Here is a 20,397-nt window from a genome sequence, read left to right on the forward strand (position 1 = left end):
CATGTTGGATATACGGAACCTCACCATCACCCAGGGCCCGAGTGTGTTGATCGCGGGTCTGAACCTGCAGGTCGAACCGGGCGTCATCGCGACGGTGACCGGGGCGTCGGGCTCGGGCAAGTCCACGCTGCTCAACTGGCTGGTGGGCGATCTGGACCCGGCCTTCCAGGCCAACGGCGAGCTGTGGCTGGCCGGCCAGCGGCGCGACCAGTTGCCGGTGGAAGCCCGGGGCGTCGGCATCCTGTTTCAGGACGACTTGCTGTTTCCGCACCTGAGCGTGGGCCAGAACCTGGCCTTCGCTTTGCCCGCCGCGCTCCAGGGTGCCGCTGCGCGCCGAGCGCGGGTGGAACAGACGCTGCGCGAGATCGGCCTGGACGGCTTCCACGACCGCGATCCCGCCACGCTCTCGGGCGGTCAGCGCGCCCGCGTGAGCCTCATGCGCGCCTTGCTGGCCGAGCCCGACGCGCTGCTGCTGGACGAGCCGTTCTCCCGGCTTGATGCCGAGCTGCGCGCGCAGTTCCGAAGGTTCGTGTTCGAGCAGATCGCCCGCCAGCGCATCCCCACCTTGCTGGTCACGCACGACCCGGACGACGTGCCGCCCGGCGGGCGGGTGCTGGACATCCACCACTGGCAGGCATAGGGTGACACCCCCCGCCGCGCTGCGCGCGACCCCTCCAGGGGGCAACGCTGGCGGCCCGGCAAAGCCGGTTCCGCGGTGTTCTGGGTCGTGCACGTCATCCCGGCAATGTGGTTGGACTTCCAGCGGCCGCGTTTCAGATGGCTGGTTGCAGGTCGTCGGGCAGCCACCGCAGGTCGGCCGGGTCGTCGATGTCGTGCAGCGTCGGCAAGTTCTGCAGCGACCAGCCGAGTTGTTCCACACGGCGCCGCGTTTCTTGCGCCACGGTGGCCGTGCTCCACGCGATGCCGGCAAACAGGCTGGCGTCGAAGCGGTTCAGCCCGAGCAGCACATAGCCGCCGTCAAAAGCCGGCACCAGGGCGGCGTCTGCAGCGATCAGGCTGGCCGCGGCCTCGCGGATGCGATCGGCCGTGAGGTCGGGGCAGTCGGTTCCCATCAGCAGAACCGGCTCTCCCGCCTCCAGCACACGCTGGGCCGCGCGGGCCATGCGCTCGCCCAGGTCGCCGTCGCCCTGGTCGCTCCAGTTGAGCGTTGCTTGCAGCGCCAGCCCCGACCAGAGCGGGTCGGCGGGCGCGGGCGTCACGCACAGTTCCACCGGGCCCACACCGCTGGCCAGGGCTTGCGCCACCGCGTGTTCCAGCAGCGCGGCGGCCAGCAAGGCGGCACCCTGTGCACCCAGCGCCGGGATCAGGCGGGTCTTGGCCAGGCCCGCGACGGGTGCCTTGGCGAAGATGACGATGCGGGGTGGCTGGGGCATGGTGGTCTTAGCGGTACCGCTGCGCCAGCTGCTCGGCCGGTGTGCCGCGCCAGTAGGCCCAGCGCAGGCGCCACATCAGCAGCACGGTGTGCCAGACGCCGCGGCTTTCCCAGCGCCGCCCCGAGGTCCGCACCGGGGTGGGAATGCAGGCGGGGCGCGCCAGCGCCCGCAGGCGGTTGCTGAGTTCGATGTCTTCCATCAAGGGTTGATCGGGGTAGCCCCTCACGGCTTCGAAGGCCTTGCGCGTGACGAAGATGGCCTGATCGCCGGTGGCGATGCCCGTCCAGCGCGAGCGATGGTTCATCAGGGTGGCGATCACGCGCAGCATGGGGTGTGTCCCGTCGATGAGCACATCAAAGCGGCCCCACACGGCGACGGTCTTCTGCAGGGTCTGGCGAACGGTGTCGATGGCGCCTTCGGGCAACAAGGTGTCGGCGTGCAGGAACAGCAGCACGTCGCCGGTGGCCTGGCCCGCGCCCAGGTTCATCTGCCGCGCACGGCCTTTCGGTGACGCCAGCACCCGAAAGCCGGCACGCTCCGCCAGCGAAACAGAACCGTCGTCGCTGCCCCCATCGACGATCAGGATTTCACAGCCCTGGCGCGCCAGTTCAACCAGCCGCGCCAGCAAACCCGGCAGGCCAGGCGCCTCGTTGAGCATGGGCACGATGATCGAGACACGCATGGTCAACGTCGATGGCGTCGAATGGGCTTGGCGCTGGTCCGTCTCACGCCATCAAGCGGTCAGCACCACGGGCTCCAGCGCGTCCGACGCACCGCGGATGCGGCCGATGGCAGCGGTCTGCGGGTAGCCCGATGCCTTCAGGGCGCGGATGCAATCAGTGGCCCGGTCGGCCGGCACACTCGCCAGCAGGCCACCGGCGGTTTGCGGGTCGAACAGCAGCGGGTAACGCGGGTCCTTGACGAAGTCTTCGGCGTTGCGCAGCGCGCGGCGCAGGCGCACATTGGCCGGCTGCAGCGAACTGACGATGCCCGCCTGCACACATTCCACCGCGCCGTCGAGCAGGGGCAGGGCGCTCAGTTGCAGTTCGGCGTCCACGCCCGAGGGGCGCGTCATCTCCACCAGGTGCCCGAGCAGGCCGAAGCCGGTCAGGTCGGTGCAGGCGGTGGCGCCGTGCGCGCGCAGGATCTGCGCGCCGGCCTGGTTGGACACCACCATCGATTTCAGCGCCGCGTCGATCCAGCGGCCTTTGGCCGCGTGCCGGGCGTGGGCTGCGAACAGGGTGCCGATGGGTTTGCTGAGCAGCAGCACGTCGCCGGGCAACATGCCGCCCTTGCGCATGACACCGTCCATCTGCTCGTCGATCAGGCCGTTGATGGCAAAGCCCAGCGCCAGCTCGCGCCCCTCGCCGGTGTGGCCGCCGACCAGGGCGCACCCCGCGGCGTTGAGCACCTCGACCGCGCCGGTCATCATCTGCAGCAGCAGGTCTTCCACCTTGGCTTCCAGGCCCGGTGGCACGGTGGCGATGGCCGTCGCGGACTGCGGCTCGGCGCCCATGGCGAAGATGTCGCCCAGCGCGTGGTTGGCCGCGACCTGGCCGAACAGGTAAGGGTCGTCGATGAAGCTGCGGAAGAAGTCCACCGTGTGCACCATGGCCTTGCCCGGCGGCACGCGCACCACGGCGGCGTCGTCGGGCGCGTGCAGGCCGATCAGCACGTCGTCGCGCTCGACCGGTTGCAGGCTGCCCAGTGCGCGGGTCAGGATGCTGGCGCCCACCTTGGCACCGCAGCCGCCGCAGCGCATGGCAATCGCCGAGATCGCCTGGCGCGATTCTTCGGCACTCAGCACCAGGCTGCTGGTGGGCGTTGCCGCTGCCGGGCTGGCATCGGCCATGGCCGGCAGCTCGGTGAACTTGCGCATGAAGCGGCGGTCGATCCAGTCCTTCCAGGTCCAGACCCAGTTTCCGGCAAAGCCGATGGCGCCGCGCGAGGCCACGGCGTAGCGGTCGCCGGTGGAGATCAGCGCCAGCCAGCGTTGCTGCGGGTTGTAGGCCACCAGGGGCTGGCCGCGCAGGCTCAGGCGCAGGTTTTTCGCCAGCGGCGGGCCCATGCGCACCGCGAACACACCGGCCTTCTCCAGCGGGCGGGCCGTGAACGAGGCCACGTCACCCGCGGCAAAGATCTTCGGGTCGTCCAGCGTCTGCAGTTGTTGATTGACCTGGATGAAGCCGTGTTCATCGAGCGCCAGGCCGGTGCTTTGCAGCCAGACCGGGCCACCGGCCTGCGTGACCCACAGGGTTTCGTCGGCGTCGAAGGTGCGGCCGTCCTGCGTGTGCAGGCAGCCGGGCGAAACCTGCGTCACCTCGGCGCGGGTGTGCACCGCCACGTGGCGTTCTTTGAGCACGCGGGCAAAGCGCGCGCGCACCCCGGGGTTGTGTGTCGGCAGGATGGTGTCGCCCGCCGTGAGCAGCACGAAGCGCAGCAGGTCGGGGTTGCGGCCTAGCTTCTGCAGCTCGTTGCGCAGCCGGAACTGCACCGACAGCACCAGTTCCACACCGCCCGCGCCACCGCCCACCACGGCGATCGTGAAGCGGCTGTGCAGCGCGCGCACGCGGTCCAGCAGCTGCAACCAGCGCTGGTTGAAATGGGCGATGGGCTTGACCGGCACGGTGTGCGCCCGCGCGCCCTCCACCTGGCGCACGTTGGGCGTGGAGCCGGTGTTGATGGACAGCAGGTCGTAGGGCACCGAAGGCCGGTCGCGCAGCACCACACGCTGGTTGGCCCGGTCCAGGCCGGTCACTTCGCCGTGGATGAAGCGCGCCCCGGCGAACGCCGCCAGGCGGCCCAGGTCGATGTGCACGTCGTCAAAGCTGTAGTGGCCCGAGATGTAGCCGGGCAACATGCCGGAGTAGGGCGTGTCGATGTCGGTGCAGATGAGCGTGATGCGCAGGCCCGGCTCGGGCTGCATGGCGAGCATGCGCAAGACGACCACGTGGCTGTGGCCGCCGCCGACGAGCACGAGGTCGCGCAGGATGGGTTGTTCAGAGGCTTGCATGGGAACCTGTGTAGGGCTGTTCCCGTTGATCATAGGGGGCGGTTCACTGCAAGCGGGTGCTGTGGTCGGAGCCGAAGATGCCTGCCAGGCCATTACAGTTCGTTCATGTCCGCAACCGAAGACGATCTTTCCCCTGTCGCCCCTTTGCGGCGCCCCGTGTTCCGCATGTTGTGGATCACCTGGCTCATGGCCAACGTCTGCATGTGGATGACCGAGGTGGCGGCGGCCTGGATGATGACCTCGTTGACCACCAAGCCGATCTGGGTCGCGCTGGTGCAGACCGCGGCCACCTTGCCGGTGTTCCTGCTGGGCCTGCCCAGCGGTGCGCTCGCCGACGGTCTCGACCGCAAGCGTTACTTCCTTTTCACGCAGCTGTGGGTGGCTGTGGTGGCAGCGATCCTGAGTGCCTTCGTTTTCCTCGACATGATGTCGCCGCCCGTGCTGCTGGCCCTGACCTTTGCCAACGGCATCGGCCTGGCGATGCGCTGGCCCGTGTTCTCGGCCATCGTGCCGGAGATCGTGCCCCGGTTCCAGTTGCCCGCGGCGCTGGCGCTCAACGGCGTGTCGATGAACGCCTCGCGCATCATCGGCCCGTTGGTGGCGGGCGCGCTGATCGCCAGCGCCGGCAGCGCCTGGGTGTTCCTGCTCAACGCCCTGCTGTCGATCGGGGCCGCGGTCATCATCAGCCGCTGGAAGCGGGAGCACCAACCGAATCCGCTGGGGCGCGAGCGCCTGGGGCCCGCGATGCGCGTCGGGTTGCAGTACGTGGTCCAGTCCTACCACCTCAAGGGCGTGCTGCTGCGCATCTCGATCTTCTTCTTTCACTCGACCGCGCTGATGGCGCTGCTCGCCCTGCTGGCCCGGGGCATGGAGGGCGGTGGTGCCGGCACCTTCACCCTGCTGCTCGCCGCCATGGGTGCAGGGGCCATCGTTGCCTCCGGCTTCTTGACCCGGCTGCGCCGCAGTTACCCCCGCGACGGCCTCATCCTGCGTGGTGCGGCCGTGCAGGCCGCCTCGATGGCGGTCATGGCCGTGACCGACCAGGTCTGGGTGGCGGTGCCGGCGATGCTGCTCGGTGGCGCCGCCTGGATCACCACCGCGAACACGCTCAGCGTCTCGATCCAGATGGGCCTGCCCGACTGGGTGCGCGCGCGTGGCATGTCGATCTACCAGATGGCCATCATGGGCGCGGGCGCCAGCGGGGCTGCGATCTGGGGTCAGGTGGCTACCTGGACCAGCGTGCCGGTCAGCCTGGGTATCGCGTCCGCGACCGGCGTGCTGGCCATGGCGCTGGTCAACCGGCTGCGGCCCGACACCGGTCTGGAGGACGACATCACGCCCAGGCGCATCTTCCCGGCGCCACAGATCCACCAGCCACCGCCTCAGGGCCATGTGATGGTGATGATCGAGTACCGCATCGATCCGGCACGCGCGGCCGACTTCCGGGAACTGATGCTGGGCGAGGGGCGACGCAGCCGCCTGCGCCACGGGGCCCTGTCGTGGGAGTTGCTGCACGACATCCACGAACCGAGCCGGTTCGTCGAGGTCATCGTCGACGAATCCTGGACCGATCACCTGCGGCGTTTCGACCGCGTCACCGCCGCCGACGTGGCGCTGCGCGACCGCAAGCTGGGGTTCCACCTTGGCGACGAGGCGCCGCGCGTCACGCGGTGCCTGATGGAATCGACGGTGAAGAGCGGCTGAGAAAGCCTGCGCCCTCGGTCGGATTGGGAGGTGGAGCGCCACGCCGTGCGTGCACTGGCCCAATGGACACGCGGTGCCGCGGCGCACCACGACAACCTGGGCGACTGAGTTTCCCGAAAACCCTATGCGCCCGGTTCCTGCAGCGCACCCGTCACGCCGGCCTTTGACCGCGCGGGCGGCTGCCAGCGGAAGAACATCGGGTAGACCTTTTCCACCACCGGGCCGTTGAAGTCCCAGGCCAGGCACTGGCCCAGGTGCATCGGCGGGTGGCCGTCGGCTGTGGGCGCGAACGAGGCCGAGCGTGTCTGGAACGCGGCGGTGGCCAGGTTGAACAGCAGTTCGCGCAGGTGGGTGCAACCCTGGATGCCGCCGAGGTGGCGTTCGATGGTCTTGCGCCAGCCGCGACCCAGCGTCTCGCCGATCAGGCCCTGCATGGGTTCCATGGCCTGCGGGCAGGGCGCGTGCGGGTGCGCGTCCATGGCCACCGCCACCTCACGGATCACCATGTTGTTGTCCAGCGTGACGCGGAGGTGCATGTGGTGGATGGGTTCGTTCGGCGCCCACTCACCCTCACCCTCGATCTCGAAGGCGTGGGGTTTGGTGTCTTGCAGTTCGCCTTCGATGTCCCACAGGCCATCGTCGCGTTCGAACCCCCGGTATTCGACTTTTCGGGTGTGCATGGGCTTGCGGGGATGGGGCGTGGGCAGTGGCAAAACGGGACCTCGGCGAACAAGTGACTGAACCCTGATTTTCCCCGATGCACGCGATCACCGTCCCGGGCCGGCCGCAATGCCTTCAAGGTCATGGGGTGCGTGGATACTGCGGTATCCCCATTCCCTTTCTATCCAGATTCGTGATGACCGCTTTGAACCGACTGCAGGCACAGGATGTGCTCGATCTTGCCCGGCGTCAGTGGCGCGACACCTGCGCCGCCTGCGCGCCCTTCGCCAGCCCCGGCTGGGACTCGTTTCCCGGCACGGTCAGCGACGAGGCCCTGCAGTTGCTGGGTGCGCTGTGGCTGCCCGGCGACGAGGAGCCGACGCTGGAGGAACATCGCCCACCCGGCGTGGACCAGTGGTCGGCCGAAGCGCCGATCGCCCTGCATTTCCATCCCTGCAACCGCTGCCAGGTCTGGGCCTGCAAGGCGTGTGGCAAACCCTTCCTGCGCTACACCGAATACGGGGGCTATTACGAGGACCGGCGCATCCGGGAGCTGGATCCGGCGCGGATTGAGCTCAGCGAGCCGGACGCCTGAGCGGCACGGGGTGGGCCGCGGCACCGACCGCTTGAAGGCTGCTTGAAGTCGGGGCGATGCCCCGGGGCTGCACGGGCAGCGGCCAGGCTGGCACACTGGGCGCACCACCGCCAGGAGACCCGCCATGTCACACGAGCACGAGCACCCGCATTCACACCCCCACGAACAAGAGCCGGCCTGGAAGCACGACGGCGTGCGCGTGGTGCCGGGCAACCAGCTCGACGGCAATGTGCCGAGCACGCCGGGCATGGACCGCAAGGCGGCGATCAACTTCGCGCGCGTGGGCGCCCAGAAGCTCTGGGCCGGCACCGTGACCATCCACGCCAACGCCAAGACCGGTGCGCACCACCACGGCCCGCTGGAGAGCGTGATCTACGTCGTGAAGGGCCGGGCGCGCATGCGCTGGGGCGACAAGCTCGAATTCACCGCCGAGGCCGGACCGGGCGATTTCATCTATGTGCCGCCCTATGTGCCGCACCAGGAGATCAACGCCAGCCCGACCGAGGTGCTGGAGTGTGTGCTCTGCCGCAGCGACGGCCAGGCGGTGGCGGTGAACCTGGACATCGAGCCGGTGGAGAAGCCGGAGCAGGTGCTGTGGGTGGACCCGACGCACCCGCACGGCGGCATGTGATGTCGCTCAGTGGGTGCGGGCCAGGCGCCGGTGCAGCAGCCACTGCGCGAAGGCGCCGCACAGGGCGAAGCCCAGCATCAGCAGCCCGAGGTTGAGCGCACCCTCGTGCCGGAACAGGCCGACGGCAAAGCCGCCGACGGCGCCCGTCATCTGCTGCATCAGCCCGGCCACCGCCGCAGCCGATCCCGCCAGCGCGGGCACGAGCCCGATCGTGCCGCCGAGCGCCGGCGGCACCAGCAGGCCGTGGCCGATGCCCACCAGCATCAGCGGCAAGGCAAACGCGAGCGGGGTGTTCAGACCGGCCAGGGCCAGCACCACCACCAGACCGATGCCCGCCAGCGTGCAGGCCTGCCCGATCCCCATCATCAGGCGCTCGCCGGTGCGGTGCGCCATGTGCGAAGCGAGGTAGTTGCCCACGATGTAGGCCCCCGGCACACACATGATGTAGTAGCCGATGCCGTCGGGCCCCACGCCGTAGCTGCCGAGCACGATGGGCGCACCGCCCAGGAAGGCGTAGAAGGTGGCGGTGGTCATGGAGAGCAGGGCCACGTAGAGGATGAAGGCGCGCTCGCGGCCCAGCCGCGCGTACGACGACAGCATGGCGCGCAGCCAGTGCGGCTGCACCGTGGTGGCCTTCTGGTGGTCGGGCAGGCCGTGCCACGCCGCCACAAACAGGATCACCGCCAGCACCGCCATCACGACGAAATTGGCCTGCCAGCCCAGGCGCACGTGCAACTGCCCGCCGATGATGGTGGCCAGTGGCGGGCACAGGCCCATCGCCATGCCCACGTAGGCCATCACGCGCGTGCGCTCGGGGCCCTGAAACAGATCCTGAACCATGGCGCGGCCCACCACCATGCCCGCCGCTGCGCCCGCGCCCTGCAGCACGCGTGCGGCCACCAGCAGCGGCAGGTTGGGCGCCAGCGCTGCCAGCACCGAGCCCAGGAACGCGACCGCCAGGCCAAACAGCAGGATCTTCTTGCGCCCGATGCGGTCCGACAGCGGGCCGTAGAGCAGTTGCAGGGATCCGTAGGCCACCACGTAGCCGCTGAAGGTGAGCTGCACCGCCGCCTGGCCGGTGTTGAAGATGGCGCCCCATTCCTGCATCGAAGGCAGGCAGATGGTCATGGCCAGCAGGCCGAAGGCGAGTTGCGCCAGCAGGTTGGCGATCAGCAGGCCGGAGGGTGCGGGCCGGGTTGTCGGAGACGTCATGGAAGGGCGGAATCGGTGGTCGGCACCACGCGGGTGACCGAAGAAAACAAGGGGTGTGGCTGGGCGAAGGTCTCACGGCAGGGCGACGCCGCCCGGTGGTGGCGCAGGCCTCAGCGAAGGCGCAAGGCTACCCGGAATGGATCGGTGCCGTGGGATTCAGGGTCGCAGAGGCGCACGCTCCAGCGCATCGACCCACATCGCCTTCCAGGGCGCCCAGTCGTGGCCGCCGGGCGCGCTGAGCAGGTGATTCGCCGGCAGCAGACCATCGAACAGGCCGGGGAACGGCGCCAGCCGGTCGCGGGTGCCGTAGCCGATGTAGAGCACCGGGCGCGCCTGCGCCGGGTCGCCGTAGCCCTTCAGCCACCGCAGCAGATCGCGCTGGAAGTCGCCGGGCTGCAGCGGCAACGTGGGTTGCCAGCGTGCGAGCCCGCCGGCCTCGGCCACCTCGCTCAGCACGTTGTACGACCCGATGAACGGGGCGAGAGCGATGAGCCCATCGATTTCGCCGGGCGCGCTCTTCGCGTACAGCAGTGAACCCATCCCGCCGAGCGAAATGCCGGCCAGCCAGATCGACCGGTAGCCCCGGGCGCGCGCCGGCTCGATCACATCGGCCCGCAAGCGGGTTTCAAAACTGCTGTCGCGGAAGTAGCCCATGTGCGCATCCGCCACCACCATGTCCACGCCCGGGTGGCGCCATCGCAGCTGGTCCACGAAGCCTTCGCGCACGATGTCCTGCGGCACCTCCTGCGACCCCGGCATGAACACGACCAGGGTGTGGCCCGGGCCGCTCGACGACGCCGGCAACCACAGCGCATCCATGGGCACCTTCGCAGGGCGCGGCAACGCGCAACCCACCAGCAGACCCAGCACACCCGTCAGGAGCAGCCACAGGGCGGTGCGTCGTCGAAGGGGCGTGTGGGCGGTGGTGATCGTGGGCATGGTGGGGCGCCGGGGCGTGTGGCAGGCTGGGCTACTGTAGCGCCAGCGTGGGATTCGATGTCTCGCTAAGATCGCGTGATGCCCTCCTACTGGCTGATGAAGTCCGAGCCCGAAGAGTGCTCGATCGACGACGCGCTGGCCGCGCCGCAGGCCAGCGTGCCCTGGACCGGCGTGCGCAACTACCAGGCGCGCAACTTCATGCGCGACGCCATGCGGGTGGGCGACGGCGTGCTGTTCTACCACTCCAGCTGCGCCGAGCCGGGCATCGTCGGCTTGGCGCGCGTGGCCTCGGGCGTGCGGCCCGATCCGACGCAGTTCGACCCGTTATCGCCTTACTTCGATGCCAAGTCCCAACCGGAAGCGCCGCGCTGGCTGCTGCTGGACGTGCAGGCGCTCAAAAAGACGCGGCTGATCGGACTGCCCGAACTGCGCGCCACGCCCGAGCTGGCCGACATGGTGGTGCTGCAGCGCGGCAGCCGGCTGTCGATCACGCCGGTGAGCGAAGCGCACTGGCGCTGGATCACGGAGCGGATGCTGGGCCCTTGAACGAGGCGCGCCGGTTCAGCTGCGGAGCATTTGGCGCCTCGCAGCGACGGTTCAAAGTGGACGGACCGGCGTGCGCGCCGCTTCTCGCACCTGCTCGGCGCAGAACGTGGCCACTTCGGCCAGCAGCTGTTGTGTGGCCGCCTGTGCGGCTGCGGCGCCGGCCACCGGGTCTTCGCTGGCCGCGGCCACGCTGACATCAAATTCGCGCCAGGCCACCGCCTGTCGCGTGGTGCTGTTCAGCAGCACGGCGCGCACGCTCAGGCGCACCTGGCTGGGCCGCTGGCTGAAGTCCTGGTGCAGGCGCAGCAGCTCGGTTTCCAGCCGCCAGCCGCCGGCCGCAGCCGACGGAGCCCGCAGCACGGCGCGAAAGCCGCCACTGTCCTGCAGCGCGCGCACCAGCAACGGGGCCAGCATCTGGGCCGGTGGCTCCACCCATTCATTGAAGGCGAAGGCCTCCAGCTGCTGGGGTCGCCGCTGGTAGACCATGCGTCGGCTGTCGTAGCCCGGCGCAGCGCGCGGCAGGTCCACCGTGAGGGCGGGCGCGCCCGCTGTGGCCACCTGCGCGGTGGCAGGTGGTGGCGCCGCGGTGCCGGCGTCCAGCGTGAAGCGCGCGGGGGGTGATGCCGGCTTGGGTAACAAGGTGCCGGCGCAGGCCGCCAGCAGCAGCGGCACCACCGCGGCGAGCAGCAGCCGGCGGGCGACGCCGCCCGGGCGGCTGGGCAGTGCCTGGGGTGCCGCACTGGGGTTGGGGTGAAGGTGTTTCATGGCGGGCTTTCTCCAGGGCCAGGTGTCGGCGCAGGCCTGCCCAGCAGCAGGCTGCTGGGGCTGACCGTGGTCTGTTCGCTGAGCTGCCGCAGCGAGGCCGAGAGCTGGTTCAGTTCGGCCATCAGACGCGCCAGCTCGGGCAGGGTCTCGCTGCCCAGTTGTTGCACGCTGGTGGCGGCGGCGTCGGCGGCCGCACCGGCGCGGGTGCTGGCCTTCCCGGCCACCTCGGCCATGCGTTCGACGGCCTGCGCGCTGCTCTCGATGCGCGCCAGCGTCGGCCCCAGCTGCTCACCCGCGCGCGCGGTCAGCTTGGCGGTTTTGGCGGCATCGGCGATGCCGGCGCTGATCGCCGCCTGCTGCCCGGCCAGGGTGTGGGCCAGCGTGGCGATGTCGGCCAGGCTGGACTTCAGCGCCGCCTGGTTGTCGGCACCGAAGACTTCGTTGAGGTTGTTCGAGACGCGGTCCACGTTGGCCAGAACATTGCTCAGCACGTTCTCCAGCCGGGCGCTCAGCGAGGGCTTGAAGGGGATGGTCGGCGCCACGCCGTCGGCGCCGGCCAGCAGCGGTGGCGAACCGGCGCTGCCACCGCTGATTTCGATGTAGGCGATGCCCGTGAGGCCCTGCGCCTTCAGCACGGCCACGCTGTCCTGCTTGATCGGTGTGCCACGCTTCACGAGGAAGTGCAGGCGGACCTGCTCCGAGTTCAGCGGGTCGATTTCGATGCGCGCCACCTTGCCCACGTCCACGCCCATGTACTTCACGGGCGCATCGACGTTCAGCCCGGCCACCGATTCCTCGATCACCGCCTGGTAGGTGTCCATCGCCTGGCGGCCGCCCAGCCCGGCGGCGAGCCACAGCACGCCGGCCACCAGCAAGGCGCCGAGCGCGAGCACAAAGCCGCCGACCAGTGCGTAGTTGACCTTGTCGTCCATATCGCTGTGTCTCTGTGTCTGGGTCAGGCCAGCGCAGGGGCCGCCGGCTGTGGCTCCCCGCTGGGCTGGTTGAAATAGGCCGCGACCGTGGGGTGCGGGTGGTGCGAGAGCGCGTCCATCGTGTCCAGTGCGATCACGCGGCCTTCGGCCAGCACGGCGACGCGGTCGCACACCCGCCACAGCAGCGCCAGGTCGTGGGTGACGATCACGATCGTCGGTCCGAACAGCTCGCGCGTGGCCAGGATCAGGTCGTCCACGCCGCGCGAACTGGCCGGGTCCAGGCCCGAGGTCGGTTCGTCCAGGAACAGCAGTTCGGGGTCGAGCGCGATGGCGCGCGCCAGCGCCGCGCGCTTGAGCATGCCGCCGCTCAGTTCGCTGGGCCGCTTGAGCCCGGCTTCGGGCGGCAGGCCGGTCAGGGCCAGCTTCCACTCGGCGATGCGGTCGATCAGCGTGTCGTCCAGCGCGCTGTGCTCACGCAAAGGCAGGCCGACGTTCTGCCGCACCGTCAGCGCACCGAACAGGCCACCGCGCTGGAACATCACGCCCCAGCGCTTGCGCAGCGCGAGGCCTTGCACCGCGTTGAGCGCCGTGAGGTCTTCACCCAGCACGCGCACCTGGCCCGAGCTGGGTTGCTGCAGCCCGATCATCTCGCGCAGCAGCACCGACTTGCCCGAGCCGCTGCCCCCGGCCAGCCCCAGGATCTCGCCGCGCTTCACGCTCAGGTCCAGCCCCTCGTGAACGGTGTGGCTGCCGAAGCGGGTGCAGATCTGCTGCAGCTCGATCACGTGGTCGTTGGCAGCCGCCATCTCACAGCCCCAGCATGTTGAACGCGACCGAGAACAGCGCGTCGGCGACGATGATCGTGAAGATCGACTGCACCACGCTCAGCGTCGTCTGCCGGCCCACGCTGTCGGCGCTGCCCGAGGTGCGCAGGCCCTGGAAGCAGCCGACGGTGGCGATGATGAACGCGAAGACCAGCGACTTGCCCAGGCCGACCAGCAGGGCCGAGCCTTGCATCACGCGGCCGAAGCGGTCGATGAACTCGCCAAAGCCGATGTCCAGTTGCGAGCGCGCCATCACCATGCCGCCAAAGACGCCGGCGATGTCGGCGAACACCGTCAGCAAGGGCAGGGCGATGGCCAGGGCGATGATCTTGGGCAGCACCAGGCGCTGCAAGGGGTCGATGCCGATGGTGCGCAAGGCGTCGACTTCTTCGGCGACCACCATGGTGCCGATCTGCGCCGCGTAGGCCGAGCCGGAGCGCCCGGCAATGATGATGGCCCCGATCAGGGGTGCAAACTCGCGCAGCATGGCGTAGCCAACCAGCTCCACCACGAAGACGTTGGCGCCGTAGTGGCGCAGCTGGTCGGCGCCCTGGTAGGCCACCACGATGCCGAGCAGGAAGGCGGTCAGGCCGATGATGGGCAGGGCATCGAAGCCGCCGATCTGCACCTCGTGCCAGATCGCGCGCAGCCGCCACTGCCCGGGATGGCGCAGCACCCGCATCGCCGCGATGGCGATCTCGCCGATGAAGTGCAGATACGCCAGGACCTGCTGGGCCGCGGCCACCGCGCGCTGGCCGGTCTGGTGCAGCAGGCCGTGTCGCGGCTCCTGCGGCAGGGACTGGCCCGCACCCGCCTGCACCTGCTGCATCAGCGCCGCTGCCCGCGGAGGCCAGTCGCGCAAGCTCGGCGCCGCGCTGCCGGCCGGCAGCCAGCGTTGCAGCACCCAGGCACCGGCCGAATCGATGTCCTGCAGCGCCGAGCCGTCCAGTGTGAGCGGTGGCGTGGTGGCGACCGGCAGGGCCTGGGCTTTCAGCAGCGGCCCCAGTCCCTGCAGTGTCCAGTGGCCGTGCAGGGTCCAGACCCCGTCCGGGCCGGGCGCAAGCGCGGCCTGTGTCGGAGAGGCGCTGGGGACGGATGGAAAAGGCGCAGACATGCGGTACCAAGGTTGCGCTCGAACGGCGCTGGTGTCCGTGCGTTATCGCACACGACGGCTGAAACCCTGAGCCGCCACCTGGGGGTTTCCGTCGATCAGGACGGTCTGGGTGAAGGGGTTTTTTTTGCCAGACGCTCCCAGTCCCGCAGCGTCTGCTGCAAGCGGTTCCTGGCGTCGGGGTGGCCGTTGCTGAAGGCCTCGGCCAGCCGCTTTTTCAGCGCTTCGGCGGGCACGGGTGCGCCGGTGGCCTTGAGCTGATCGATCAGCAGCATGACCGTTTGAAAGTGCCCGGACGTGATGGCCAGTTCCAGCATGCTCTGGCCGCTTTCGGTGAGGTCATGAACGTTCGCGCCATGCTCGATCATGTGCTTGAGCAGGCTCGCCTTGCCGGCCTGGCAGGCCCAATGCAGGGGCACCAGGCCCCCGTCAAGCCGGGCCGTGAAATCGGCATCGGGCGCAAGCAGGTCGGCGGCCAGTGGCCAGCCCGACGCCTTGATCATTTGCTGGTGTTTCCAATCGGACATCGGATGGGCGGCGCCTGGGTGGATGCGCTGTGTGTTCGGGGGTGGGGCAGTCTCTCACAAGCGGTCGGGCGCGTGAAGGTCGGTCCGCCGATACAGACGTTTCTCAATGAAAATCCCGGCTCTCCGTCGCCAGCCGGCCCAGCAGCGGCGTGAGGTCTTCCAGGTGGCCGGCGATGAGGTTGCAGACTTCGCCTTCGCGCTGCCACACGCCGTGCACCGCCATCAGCCGTGAACGGGTGAGGGCGCTGCGCTGGCGCTCGCGCAGGGCTTTCCAGACGATGACCTGCACCACACCGGTTTCGTCTTCCAGCGTCACGAAGACCACGCCTTTGGAGGTGCCGGGTTGCTGACGCCCGGTGACGATGCCGCAGGCGCGCACCAGCCTGCCGTCGGGCGCGTCTTTCAGCGCTTCGGCGGTCATGAAGCGGCGCGCCTGCAGGCGCTCGCGCAGCAGGGCGAGCGGGTGGCGGCGCAGGGTGAGGCCGAGTGACGCATAGTCCCAGACGATGGCTTCGCCTTCGGGGGCTTCGGGCAGGTCGAGGGTGTCTTCTTCGACCGGGGCTTCTTTGAGCAGCGCGGGTGGGGCTTTGAGGGCGGCGGCGTCCCAGACCTGCTGGCGGCGGTGGCCGCTCAGGCTCATGAGGGCATCGGCGGCGGCGAGTTGTTGCATGGCTTGCTGGTCCAACCCAGCGCGGCGGGCGAGGTCTTCTGAGTCCGTGAATGCAGCTTCTTCGCGCGCAGACACGAGGCGCTGCGCTTCGTCGTGTGACAGGCCGCTGATCAAACGCAGGCCCAGGCGCACGGCGGGCAGGGTGGGATCGGGGGCGGCCCTCACCCCAGCCCTCTCCCAGGGGGAGAGTGAGTCGAGGCCCTGCTCTTCCAGCGTGCAATCCCAATCGCTCTCCATGACGTCCACTGCACGCACTTCGACGCCGTGGCGCACGGCATCCTGCACCAGCTGGCTCGGCGAATAGAAACCCAGTGGCTGGCTGTTGAGCATGGCGGCCAGGAACTCGGCCGGGTGGTGGCGCTTGATCCAGCAGCTCGCATAGACCAGCAGCGCGAAGCTGGCGGCGTGGCTCTCGGGGAAGCCGTAGCTGGAGAAACCCTTCACCTGCTCGACCACACGCTGCGCGAAGTCGAGCGGGTAGCCGCGCTCGGTCATGCCGTTGATCAGTCGCTCCTGGTATTTGCCCAGCCCGCCCTTGCGCTTCCACGCGGCCATGGCGCGGCGCAGGCCGTCGGCCTCGCCGGGCGTGAAGCCGGCCGCGATGATGGCGATCTGCATGCACTGTTCCTGGAACACGGGAACACCGAGCGTGCGCTTCAATGCGGCGTCCAGGCCCTTGGGGTAGTCGACGGGTTCCTTGCCCTGGCGGCGGTTCAGGTAGGGGTGCACCGCGCCGCCCTGGATCGGGCCTGGGCGCACCAGCGCGACCTCGATCACCAGGTCGTAGAACTCGCGCGGGCGCAGGCGCGGCAGCATGCTCATCTGCGCGCGGCTCTCGATCTGGAACACGCCCACGGTGTCGGCGGCGCAGATCATGTCGTAGGTGCTGGTGTCTTCGGCCGGGATGTCCTGCATCTGGAAGTCGAAGCCCTTGCGCTGGCCGATGAAATCGAGCGACTTGCGGATGGCTGTCAACATGCCGAGCGCGAGCACGTCCACCTTGAGCAGGCCCATGGCGTCGAGGTCGTCCTTGTCCCATTCGATGACGGTGCGGTCGGCCATGGCGGCGTTTTCGATCGGGACCATGCGCGACAGAGGCATCTGGGTGAGCACGAAACCGCCGGTGTGCTGCGAGAGGTGGCGCGGAAAACCCATGAGCTGGCCGGTGAGCGCCACGAGCTGGCGCACTTTCAGGCTGTCCGGATCGAGTCCGGCCTCAAGGATGCGCTCGGGCGCAAAACCGTCTTCGCTCCACCAGCGGTGGCCGCTGCCCAGCGCGTCGAGCGCGGCTTCGTCGAAGCCCAGTGCCTTGCCCACGTCGCGCAGGGCGCTGCGGGGTCGGTAACTGATGACGGTGGCGGTGAGCGCGGCGCGCTCGCGGCCGTATTTGGTGTAGAGGTACTGGATGACTTCTTCGCGCCGCTCGTGTTCGAAATCCACGTCGATGTCGGGCGGCTCGTTGCGCTCTCTGGAGATGAAGCGTTCGAACAGCACCGCCGTGCGCGCCGGGTCCACCTCGGTCACGCCCAGGCAGTAGCAGACCGCGCTGTTGGCGGCCGAGCCGCGGCCCTGGCAGAGGATGTGCTGCGAGCGCGCGAAGGCGACGATGTCGTACACGGTGAGGAAGTAGTGCTCGTACTGCAACTCGCTGATCAGCGCCAGCTCGTGTTCCACCTGCTGTTGCACCGAGGCGGGGGCACCCGCGGGCCAGCGCCGCCCCATGCCTTCGTAGGCCAGGCGGCGCAGGTAACTCGCCGGCGTCTCGCCCGGCGGCACCACTTCGCTCGGGTACTGGTACGCCAGCTCGTCGAGCGAGAAGCTGCAACGCCCGGCGACCTTCAGCGTCTCGGCCAGCAGGGCATCGGGGTAGCGCTGCGCCAGCGCCAGGCGCGAGCGAAGGCGCTGCTCGGCGTTGGGCGCGAGCGCGTGGCCGCATTCGGTGAGCGGCTTGCCGATGCGCGTGGCGGTGAGCACGTCCTGCAGGGCCTTGCGCGAGCGCAGGTCCATGTGCACGTCGCCCACGGCCACCAGCGGCACGGCGGTGAGCTCGCTGCTCTGGCGCAGCCGGTGCAGTCGCATCTCGTCGTCCATCAGGCGCAGCTGCTCCACGCCCAGCCAGCAGCGGCCCACGAAGTGCAGCAACAGCCAGCGCGCCACGCTGTCCATCTGCGCTTGGTTGCTGCCGCGCTGCGGCACGGCGATCACCAGACAGTCGGCCAACGCGTTGGGGCTGATGGCGTTCAGCGTGAGGCGGTACGTGCCCTTGGGCGCCGAGCGGCGCAGGCGGGTGATGAACTCGCAGAGGTTGCCATAGCCGTTCAGATTGATGGCGAGCACGACGAGGGTGAACGGCGCATCACTCTGCACCTGGAACTGGCTGCCCACGAGCAGCTTCAGGCCCTGCTCTTTGGCCGCCACGTGCGCGCGCACGATGCCGGCGAGCGAACATTCGTCGGTCAGGGCGAGGGCGGTGTAGCTCAGCGCCTGCGCACGCTCCACCAGCTCTTCAGGCCGGCTGGCGCCGCGCAGGAAGCTGAAGTTGGAGAGGCACAGCAGCTCGGCGTAGGGAGGGATTCCGGTCATGCAAATACGCCGTGTAAAAACCACGCCGGCGCCTCGTCCAGCCGCGTCTGGAACACCCACAACACGCCCGCGTGCGCCGACTGCGCGACCCAGTAGTCGCGCACCACGTTGCGGATCTGGCCGGCGGCTTCGTCGCGGTCCCACCAGCCGCCTTCCACCCGTTGCGGACCGGCGAGCAATTGCAGTTCGCCCTGGTAATACGGCCGGTTGGCGCGCACCAGCAGCTTGAGCGGGGCGCTCAGGATGAAGCTGGGCTGCGGCAGCTCGCTGCCCATGGCGGGCTTTCGGGGCAGGGGTTCGGGCGCCGGTTGCCAGCGGCACATCCACTCGGGCCGGTGGTCTTCGCACAGCACCGGGCGCACCACACGCTGCGGCCCCAGGCGGGCGGCGATGCGCTCCAGCACCAGGGGCAGCGTCTCGCTGCCGGCGTTGTCGTCGGGCAGCCAGGAGGCGCTTTTTTCCTCCAGCGGCATCACCTCGTCGGCGACCAGCTCCAGGTCGCCCACCGGGGCCAGCAGCTCCACCCGGGCCAGGTGCTCGGCGAGCAGGCGGCAAAGGTGCTCAATGTTGCGCGTGGGTTCGGCGGTGCGGACGGTGAGGCTGCCGCCATCGCCCGCCGATTTCGCGCGCATCGCATCGTGCGCCCAGTGCAGCGTGAAGGCGGTGGTGCCGCTGTGGCGCGCGGCCAGCCAGCCACACAGCGCCAGCAGCAGGCGGCGCGCGCCGAACAGCAGGGCCGTCGCATCGTCCACGCGGAACATCAGCTCCAGCCGCTGCGCGAAGCGCTCGGGCATCGCGATCCAGCGGTGCACCTCGGGCGCGCGGCCGTAGGCCCGGTCGAGTGCGGCGAGCAGCTGTTTGTCGAAGCGTCGGCCGACGCCGCCGCGCGGCAGGCGCCGCACATCGCCCAGCGTTCGGCAGCCGATGTGCGCGAGCGTGAGGCGGTGCGGGCGCACGGCGCTGAGCGTGTCCATGGGCAGGGCGTCGAGCAACACGTCCAGCGGTTGGCGAAAACCGTCCTGCACGCCGGCGCGCGCCAGCGCCAGCGCGGCCAGGCTGTTGGGTGCCCAAGCGATCTGGCTCACGCCCAGCTCGGTGCCCTCTGAGACCACACGATCCCGCAGTGCGTGCCAGCCGCCAAACAGGCGCACGCTCGCCGCCAGCTCCATGACCACGGCTTCGTCAGCGACAGCAACCCGGGGCGTGAATTGAAGGGCCCAGAGTGCCAGCGCCTGCAGCGCCGCGTCAGTGGGCGAGGCGGTGTCGTCGGGTGCCGGCAGCCGGAGCGCTGACCAGAGCATGGCCGGCCTCGCTGGGAAGAGGGAACGGGGCGGTCTGCGGCGCCGGGTCGAGCGGCAGCAGGGTGCTGGGCTTCTGCAGCCGCGGTGTCAGGATGGCCTGCAGGCCGCCGGGCACCGAGGGCAGGTGCAGCGTGGTCTCCAGCGGCGGCCCCTTGCGCTTGAACACGTTCACCAGCAGTTCCCAGTCGGCCCCCACGCGGGCGAGCAGGCGCAGCGGCGCGGCCGACGATTCGCAGGCCGCCGTGGCGGGCCGGCACAGGAACACCGGGCCGGCGCAGCCCGCGGCCAGCACCTGCAGGCGGCGCACCTGCTCGGCGCGCACCTGCGGCAGCCAGGCGATGAGCGCACCGCAGGCGTTGGCTTTGACCAGCTGTTCGGTGGACCACAGGCGCTCGGCCGGCGTCTCGGCCTGTACCCAGACCAGTTGCCGCTCGTTGATGCCGTCCAGCCGCAGGCCCGGCGGGTGCGGCGGCCGGGGCGGGCCGACCAGCACCACGCTGCGACCGGCGGCGCACACCTGGCGCAGCAGCGGCCCGAGCAACCGCCATTCCAGCGTGCCGCTCTGGGCGCTCAGTATTTCGGTGACGCCGTGGCCGGGCCAGCCGCCGCCGGGCAGGGCGGCGTCCAGCGCCTCGAAGCCGCTGGACCAGGTGGCCGCGACCGCGCTGCCCAGCTGGTCGGCGCGCCAGAGCGCGGCCGCCACGGCGGCGGGCAGGGCGCTGGAGAGCGCGCCCGGTGCGGGTACCGGGCGGGGGGCATTGTGGGCAGGCCGGGCCAACGGAGGGTCGGGCAGGCGGGCTGGGGCGGGGGAGGGCATGATCCATCAGATACTGTTCATGCATACAGTATCTGAAAGTGAACCCGCTGTCCAGCGGGGTGTTCTCTGCGGCCCCCATTCCGGGTTGGTGGATGGGACACCACACCGGGCCGGATTTCGTGCATGAAAAACAAACATCGCCGCCGGCGGCCGGGGACTGGTGACAAAATCAT

The 20,397-nt window shown here is 69.6% G+C and carries 19 protein-coding genes; 5 read left to right on the forward strand and 14 right to left on the reverse strand.

Features of this window, described 5'->3' with window-relative positions:
• The first annotated feature begins 1 nt into the window (after position 1).
• Entirely contained in the window at positions 2-640 is a 639-nt protein-coding gene (locus AC23D4_RS18455) for an ATP-binding cassette domain-containing protein (RefSeq protein WP_472887026.1), read from the forward strand.
• A 133-nt stretch (positions 641-773) separates the two neighbouring features.
• Here the strand turns inward: AC23D4_RS18455 and AC23D4_RS18460 are convergent, their stop codons facing one another.
• From AC23D4_RS18460 to selD, 3 genes are read right to left on the reverse strand one after another with little or no spacing between them, the layout of a single operon-like run.
• Positions 774-1,394: a TIGR04282 family arsenosugar biosynthesis glycosyltransferase gene (locus AC23D4_RS18460; RefSeq protein ID WP_472887027.1), complete on the reverse strand. Its 621-nt coding sequence runs from the start codon at positions 1,392-1,394 to the stop codon at positions 774-776.
• 7 nt (positions 1,395-1,401) lie between these two features.
• Positions 1,402-2,076 carry a TIGR04283 family arsenosugar biosynthesis glycosyltransferase gene (locus AC23D4_RS18465; RefSeq protein ID WP_472887028.1) on the reverse strand — a complete coding sequence of 225 codons (675 nt, stop codon included), beginning with the start codon at positions 2,074-2,076 and terminating at the stop codon, positions 1,402-1,404.
• Between the two features lie 51 nt (positions 2,077-2,127).
• Positions 2,128-4,407 (reverse strand): selenide, water dikinase SelD, encoded by a 2,280-nt coding sequence (gene selD, locus AC23D4_RS18470; RefSeq protein WP_472887029.1) that lies wholly within the window; start codon positions 4,405-4,407, stop codon positions 2,128-2,130.
• 105 nt (positions 4,408-4,512) lie between these two features.
• On the opposite strand from selD, the gene AC23D4_RS18475 reads away from it, so the two are divergent.
• Positions 4,513-6,111 carry an MFS transporter gene (locus AC23D4_RS18475; RefSeq protein WP_472887030.1) on the forward strand — a complete coding sequence of 533 codons (1,599 nt, stop codon included), beginning with the start codon at positions 4,513-4,515 and terminating at the stop codon, positions 6,109-6,111.
• A 122-nt stretch (positions 6,112-6,233) separates the two neighbouring features.
• On the opposite strand, the gene AC23D4_RS18480 is transcribed toward AC23D4_RS18475, so the two are convergent.
• A complete protein-coding gene (locus AC23D4_RS18480) occupies positions 6,234-6,791 on the reverse strand; it encodes a DUF2889 domain-containing protein (RefSeq protein ID WP_472887031.1) in 558 nt (185 codons plus the stop codon).
• Positions 6,792-6,967: 176 nt separating this feature from the next.
• Here AC23D4_RS18480 and AC23D4_RS18485 point away from each other — a divergent pair, with 176 nt between their 5' ends.
• Together AC23D4_RS18485 and AC23D4_RS18490 are read left to right on the forward strand one after the other, a co-directional pair.
• Positions 6,968-7,366 (forward strand): hypothetical protein, encoded by a 399-nt coding sequence (locus AC23D4_RS18485; protein WP_472887032.1) that lies wholly within the window; start codon positions 6,968-6,970, stop codon positions 7,364-7,366.
• Positions 7,367-7,490: 124 nt separating this feature from the next.
• Positions 7,491-7,997: a cupin domain-containing protein gene (locus tag AC23D4_RS18490; protein ID WP_472887033.1), complete on the forward strand. Its 507-nt coding sequence runs from the start codon at positions 7,491-7,493 to the stop codon at positions 7,995-7,997.
• Between the two features lie 6 nt (positions 7,998-8,003).
• Here AC23D4_RS18490 and AC23D4_RS18495 read toward each other — a convergent pair whose 3' ends face one another.
• Positions 8,004-9,209, reverse strand: coding sequence for a multidrug effflux MFS transporter (locus AC23D4_RS18495; RefSeq protein WP_472887034.1), 1,206 nt, complete (start codon positions 9,207-9,209; stop codon positions 8,004-8,006).
• A 156-nt stretch (positions 9,210-9,365) separates the two neighbouring features.
• Positions 9,366-10,148: an alpha/beta fold hydrolase gene (locus AC23D4_RS18500; protein WP_472887035.1), complete on the reverse strand. Its 783-nt coding sequence runs from the start codon at positions 10,146-10,148 to the stop codon at positions 9,366-9,368.
• A 78-nt stretch (positions 10,149-10,226) separates the two neighbouring features.
• Here AC23D4_RS18500 and AC23D4_RS18505 point away from each other — a divergent pair, with 78 nt between their 5' ends.
• Positions 10,227-10,694 (forward strand): EVE domain-containing protein, encoded by a 468-nt coding sequence (locus tag AC23D4_RS18505; protein ID WP_472887036.1) that lies wholly within the window; start codon positions 10,227-10,229, stop codon positions 10,692-10,694.
• A gap of 51 nt (positions 10,695-10,745) precedes the next feature.
• Here the strand turns inward: AC23D4_RS18505 and AC23D4_RS18510 are convergent, their stop codons facing one another.
• The 8 genes from AC23D4_RS18510 to imuA all read right to left on the reverse strand — a co-directional run bounded on the left by AC23D4_RS18510 (position 10,746) and on the right by imuA (position 20,224).
• Positions 10,746-11,459, reverse strand: a complete 714-nt coding sequence (locus tag AC23D4_RS18510; protein ID WP_472887037.1) for an ABC-type transport auxiliary lipoprotein family protein — start codon at positions 11,457-11,459, stop codon at positions 10,746-10,748.
• The gene (locus AC23D4_RS18515; RefSeq protein ID WP_472887038.1) at positions 11,456-12,391 is read right to left on the reverse strand and encodes an MlaD family protein; all 936 of its coding nucleotides are present in this window, start codon (positions 12,389-12,391) and stop codon (positions 11,456-11,458) included. The genes AC23D4_RS18510 and AC23D4_RS18515 overlap by 4 nt, the downstream gene beginning before the upstream one ends.
• A gap of 23 nt (positions 12,392-12,414) precedes the next feature.
• The gene (locus AC23D4_RS18520) at positions 12,415-13,197 is read right to left on the reverse strand and encodes an ABC transporter ATP-binding protein (RefSeq protein ID WP_472887039.1); all 783 of its coding nucleotides are present in this window, start codon (positions 13,195-13,197) and stop codon (positions 12,415-12,417) included.
• A gap of 1 nt (position 13,198) precedes the next feature.
• A complete protein-coding gene (locus tag AC23D4_RS18525; protein ID WP_472887040.1) occupies positions 13,199-14,329 on the reverse strand; it encodes an ABC transporter permease in 1,131 nt (376 codons plus the stop codon).
• Positions 14,330-14,424: 95 nt separating this feature from the next.
• Positions 14,425-14,853, reverse strand: coding sequence for an ankyrin repeat domain-containing protein (locus AC23D4_RS18530; protein WP_487623643.1), 429 nt, complete (start codon positions 14,851-14,853; stop codon positions 14,425-14,427).
• 103 nt (positions 14,854-14,956) lie between these two features.
• Positions 14,957-18,106, reverse strand: coding sequence for an error-prone DNA polymerase (locus AC23D4_RS18535; protein WP_472887042.1), 3,150 nt, complete (start codon positions 18,104-18,106; stop codon positions 14,957-14,959).
• Positions 18,103-19,407, reverse strand: coding sequence for a Y-family DNA polymerase (locus AC23D4_RS18540; protein ID WP_472887043.1), 1,305 nt, complete (start codon positions 19,405-19,407; stop codon positions 18,103-18,105). The genes AC23D4_RS18535 and AC23D4_RS18540 overlap by 4 nt, the downstream gene beginning before the upstream one ends.
• Positions 19,352-20,224, reverse strand: coding sequence for a translesion DNA synthesis-associated protein ImuA (gene imuA, locus AC23D4_RS18545; RefSeq protein WP_472887044.1), 873 nt, complete (start codon positions 20,222-20,224; stop codon positions 19,352-19,354). The genes AC23D4_RS18540 and imuA overlap by 56 nt, the downstream gene beginning before the upstream one ends.
• Between the last annotated feature and the right edge of the window lie 173 nt (positions 20,225-20,397).

This window comes from Hydrogenophaga sp. L76, from assembly GCF_057654755.1.

Excerpts from the sequence above, each read along its gene's own strand:
- AC23D4_RS18455 (WP_472887026.1), top strand. The coding sequence starts at position 2 with ATGTTGGATATACGGAACCTCACCATCACCCAGGGCCCGAGTGTGTTG.
- AC23D4_RS18460 (WP_472887027.1), bottom strand. The coding sequence starts at position 1,394 with ATGCCCCAGCCACCCCGCATCGTCATCTTCGCCAAGGCACCCGTCGCG.
- AC23D4_RS18465 (WP_472887028.1), bottom strand. The coding sequence starts at position 2,076 with ATGCGTGTCTCGATCATCGTGCCCATGCTCAACGAGGCGCCTGGCCTG.
- selD (WP_472887029.1), bottom strand. The coding sequence starts at position 4,407 with ATGCAAGCCTCTGAACAACCCATCCTGCGCGACCTCGTGCTCGTCGGC.
- AC23D4_RS18475 (WP_472887030.1), top strand. The coding sequence starts at position 4,513 with ATGTCCGCAACCGAAGACGATCTTTCCCCTGTCGCCCCTTTGCGGCGC.
- AC23D4_RS18480 (WP_472887031.1), bottom strand. The coding sequence starts at position 6,791 with ATGCACACCCGAAAAGTCGAATACCGGGGGTTCGAACGCGACGATGGC.
- AC23D4_RS18485 (WP_472887032.1), top strand. The coding sequence starts at position 6,968 with ATGACCGCTTTGAACCGACTGCAGGCACAGGATGTGCTCGATCTTGCC.
- AC23D4_RS18490 (WP_472887033.1), top strand. The coding sequence starts at position 7,491 with ATGTCACACGAGCACGAGCACCCGCATTCACACCCCCACGAACAAGAG.
- AC23D4_RS18495 (WP_472887034.1), bottom strand. The coding sequence starts at position 9,209 with ATGACGTCTCCGACAACCCGGCCCGCACCCTCCGGCCTGCTGATCGCC.
- AC23D4_RS18500 (WP_472887035.1), bottom strand. The coding sequence starts at position 10,148 with ATGCCCACGATCACCACCGCCCACACGCCCCTTCGACGACGCACCGCC.
- AC23D4_RS18505 (WP_472887036.1), top strand. The coding sequence starts at position 10,227 with ATGCCCTCCTACTGGCTGATGAAGTCCGAGCCCGAAGAGTGCTCGATC.
- AC23D4_RS18510 (WP_472887037.1), bottom strand. The coding sequence starts at position 11,459 with ATGAAACACCTTCACCCCAACCCCAGTGCGGCACCCCAGGCACTGCCC.
- AC23D4_RS18515 (WP_472887038.1), bottom strand. The coding sequence starts at position 12,391 with ATGGACGACAAGGTCAACTACGCACTGGTCGGCGGCTTTGTGCTCGCG.
- AC23D4_RS18520 (WP_472887039.1), bottom strand. The coding sequence starts at position 13,197 with ATGGCGGCTGCCAACGACCACGTGATCGAGCTGCAGCAGATCTGCACC.
- AC23D4_RS18525 (WP_472887040.1), bottom strand. The coding sequence starts at position 14,329 with ATGTCTGCGCCTTTTCCATCCGTCCCCAGCGCCTCTCCGACACAGGCC.
- AC23D4_RS18530 (WP_487623643.1), bottom strand. The coding sequence starts at position 14,853 with ATGTCCGATTGGAAACACCAGCAAATGATCAAGGCGTCGGGCTGGCCA.
- AC23D4_RS18535 (WP_472887042.1), bottom strand. The coding sequence starts at position 18,106 with ATGACCGGAATCCCTCCCTACGCCGAGCTGCTGTGCCTCTCCAACTTC.
- AC23D4_RS18540 (WP_472887043.1), bottom strand. The coding sequence starts at position 19,407 with ATGCTCTGGTCAGCGCTCCGGCTGCCGGCACCCGACGACACCGCCTCG.
- imuA (WP_472887044.1), bottom strand. The coding sequence starts at position 20,224 with ATGCCCTCCCCCGCCCCAGCCCGCCTGCCCGACCCTCCGTTGGCCCGG.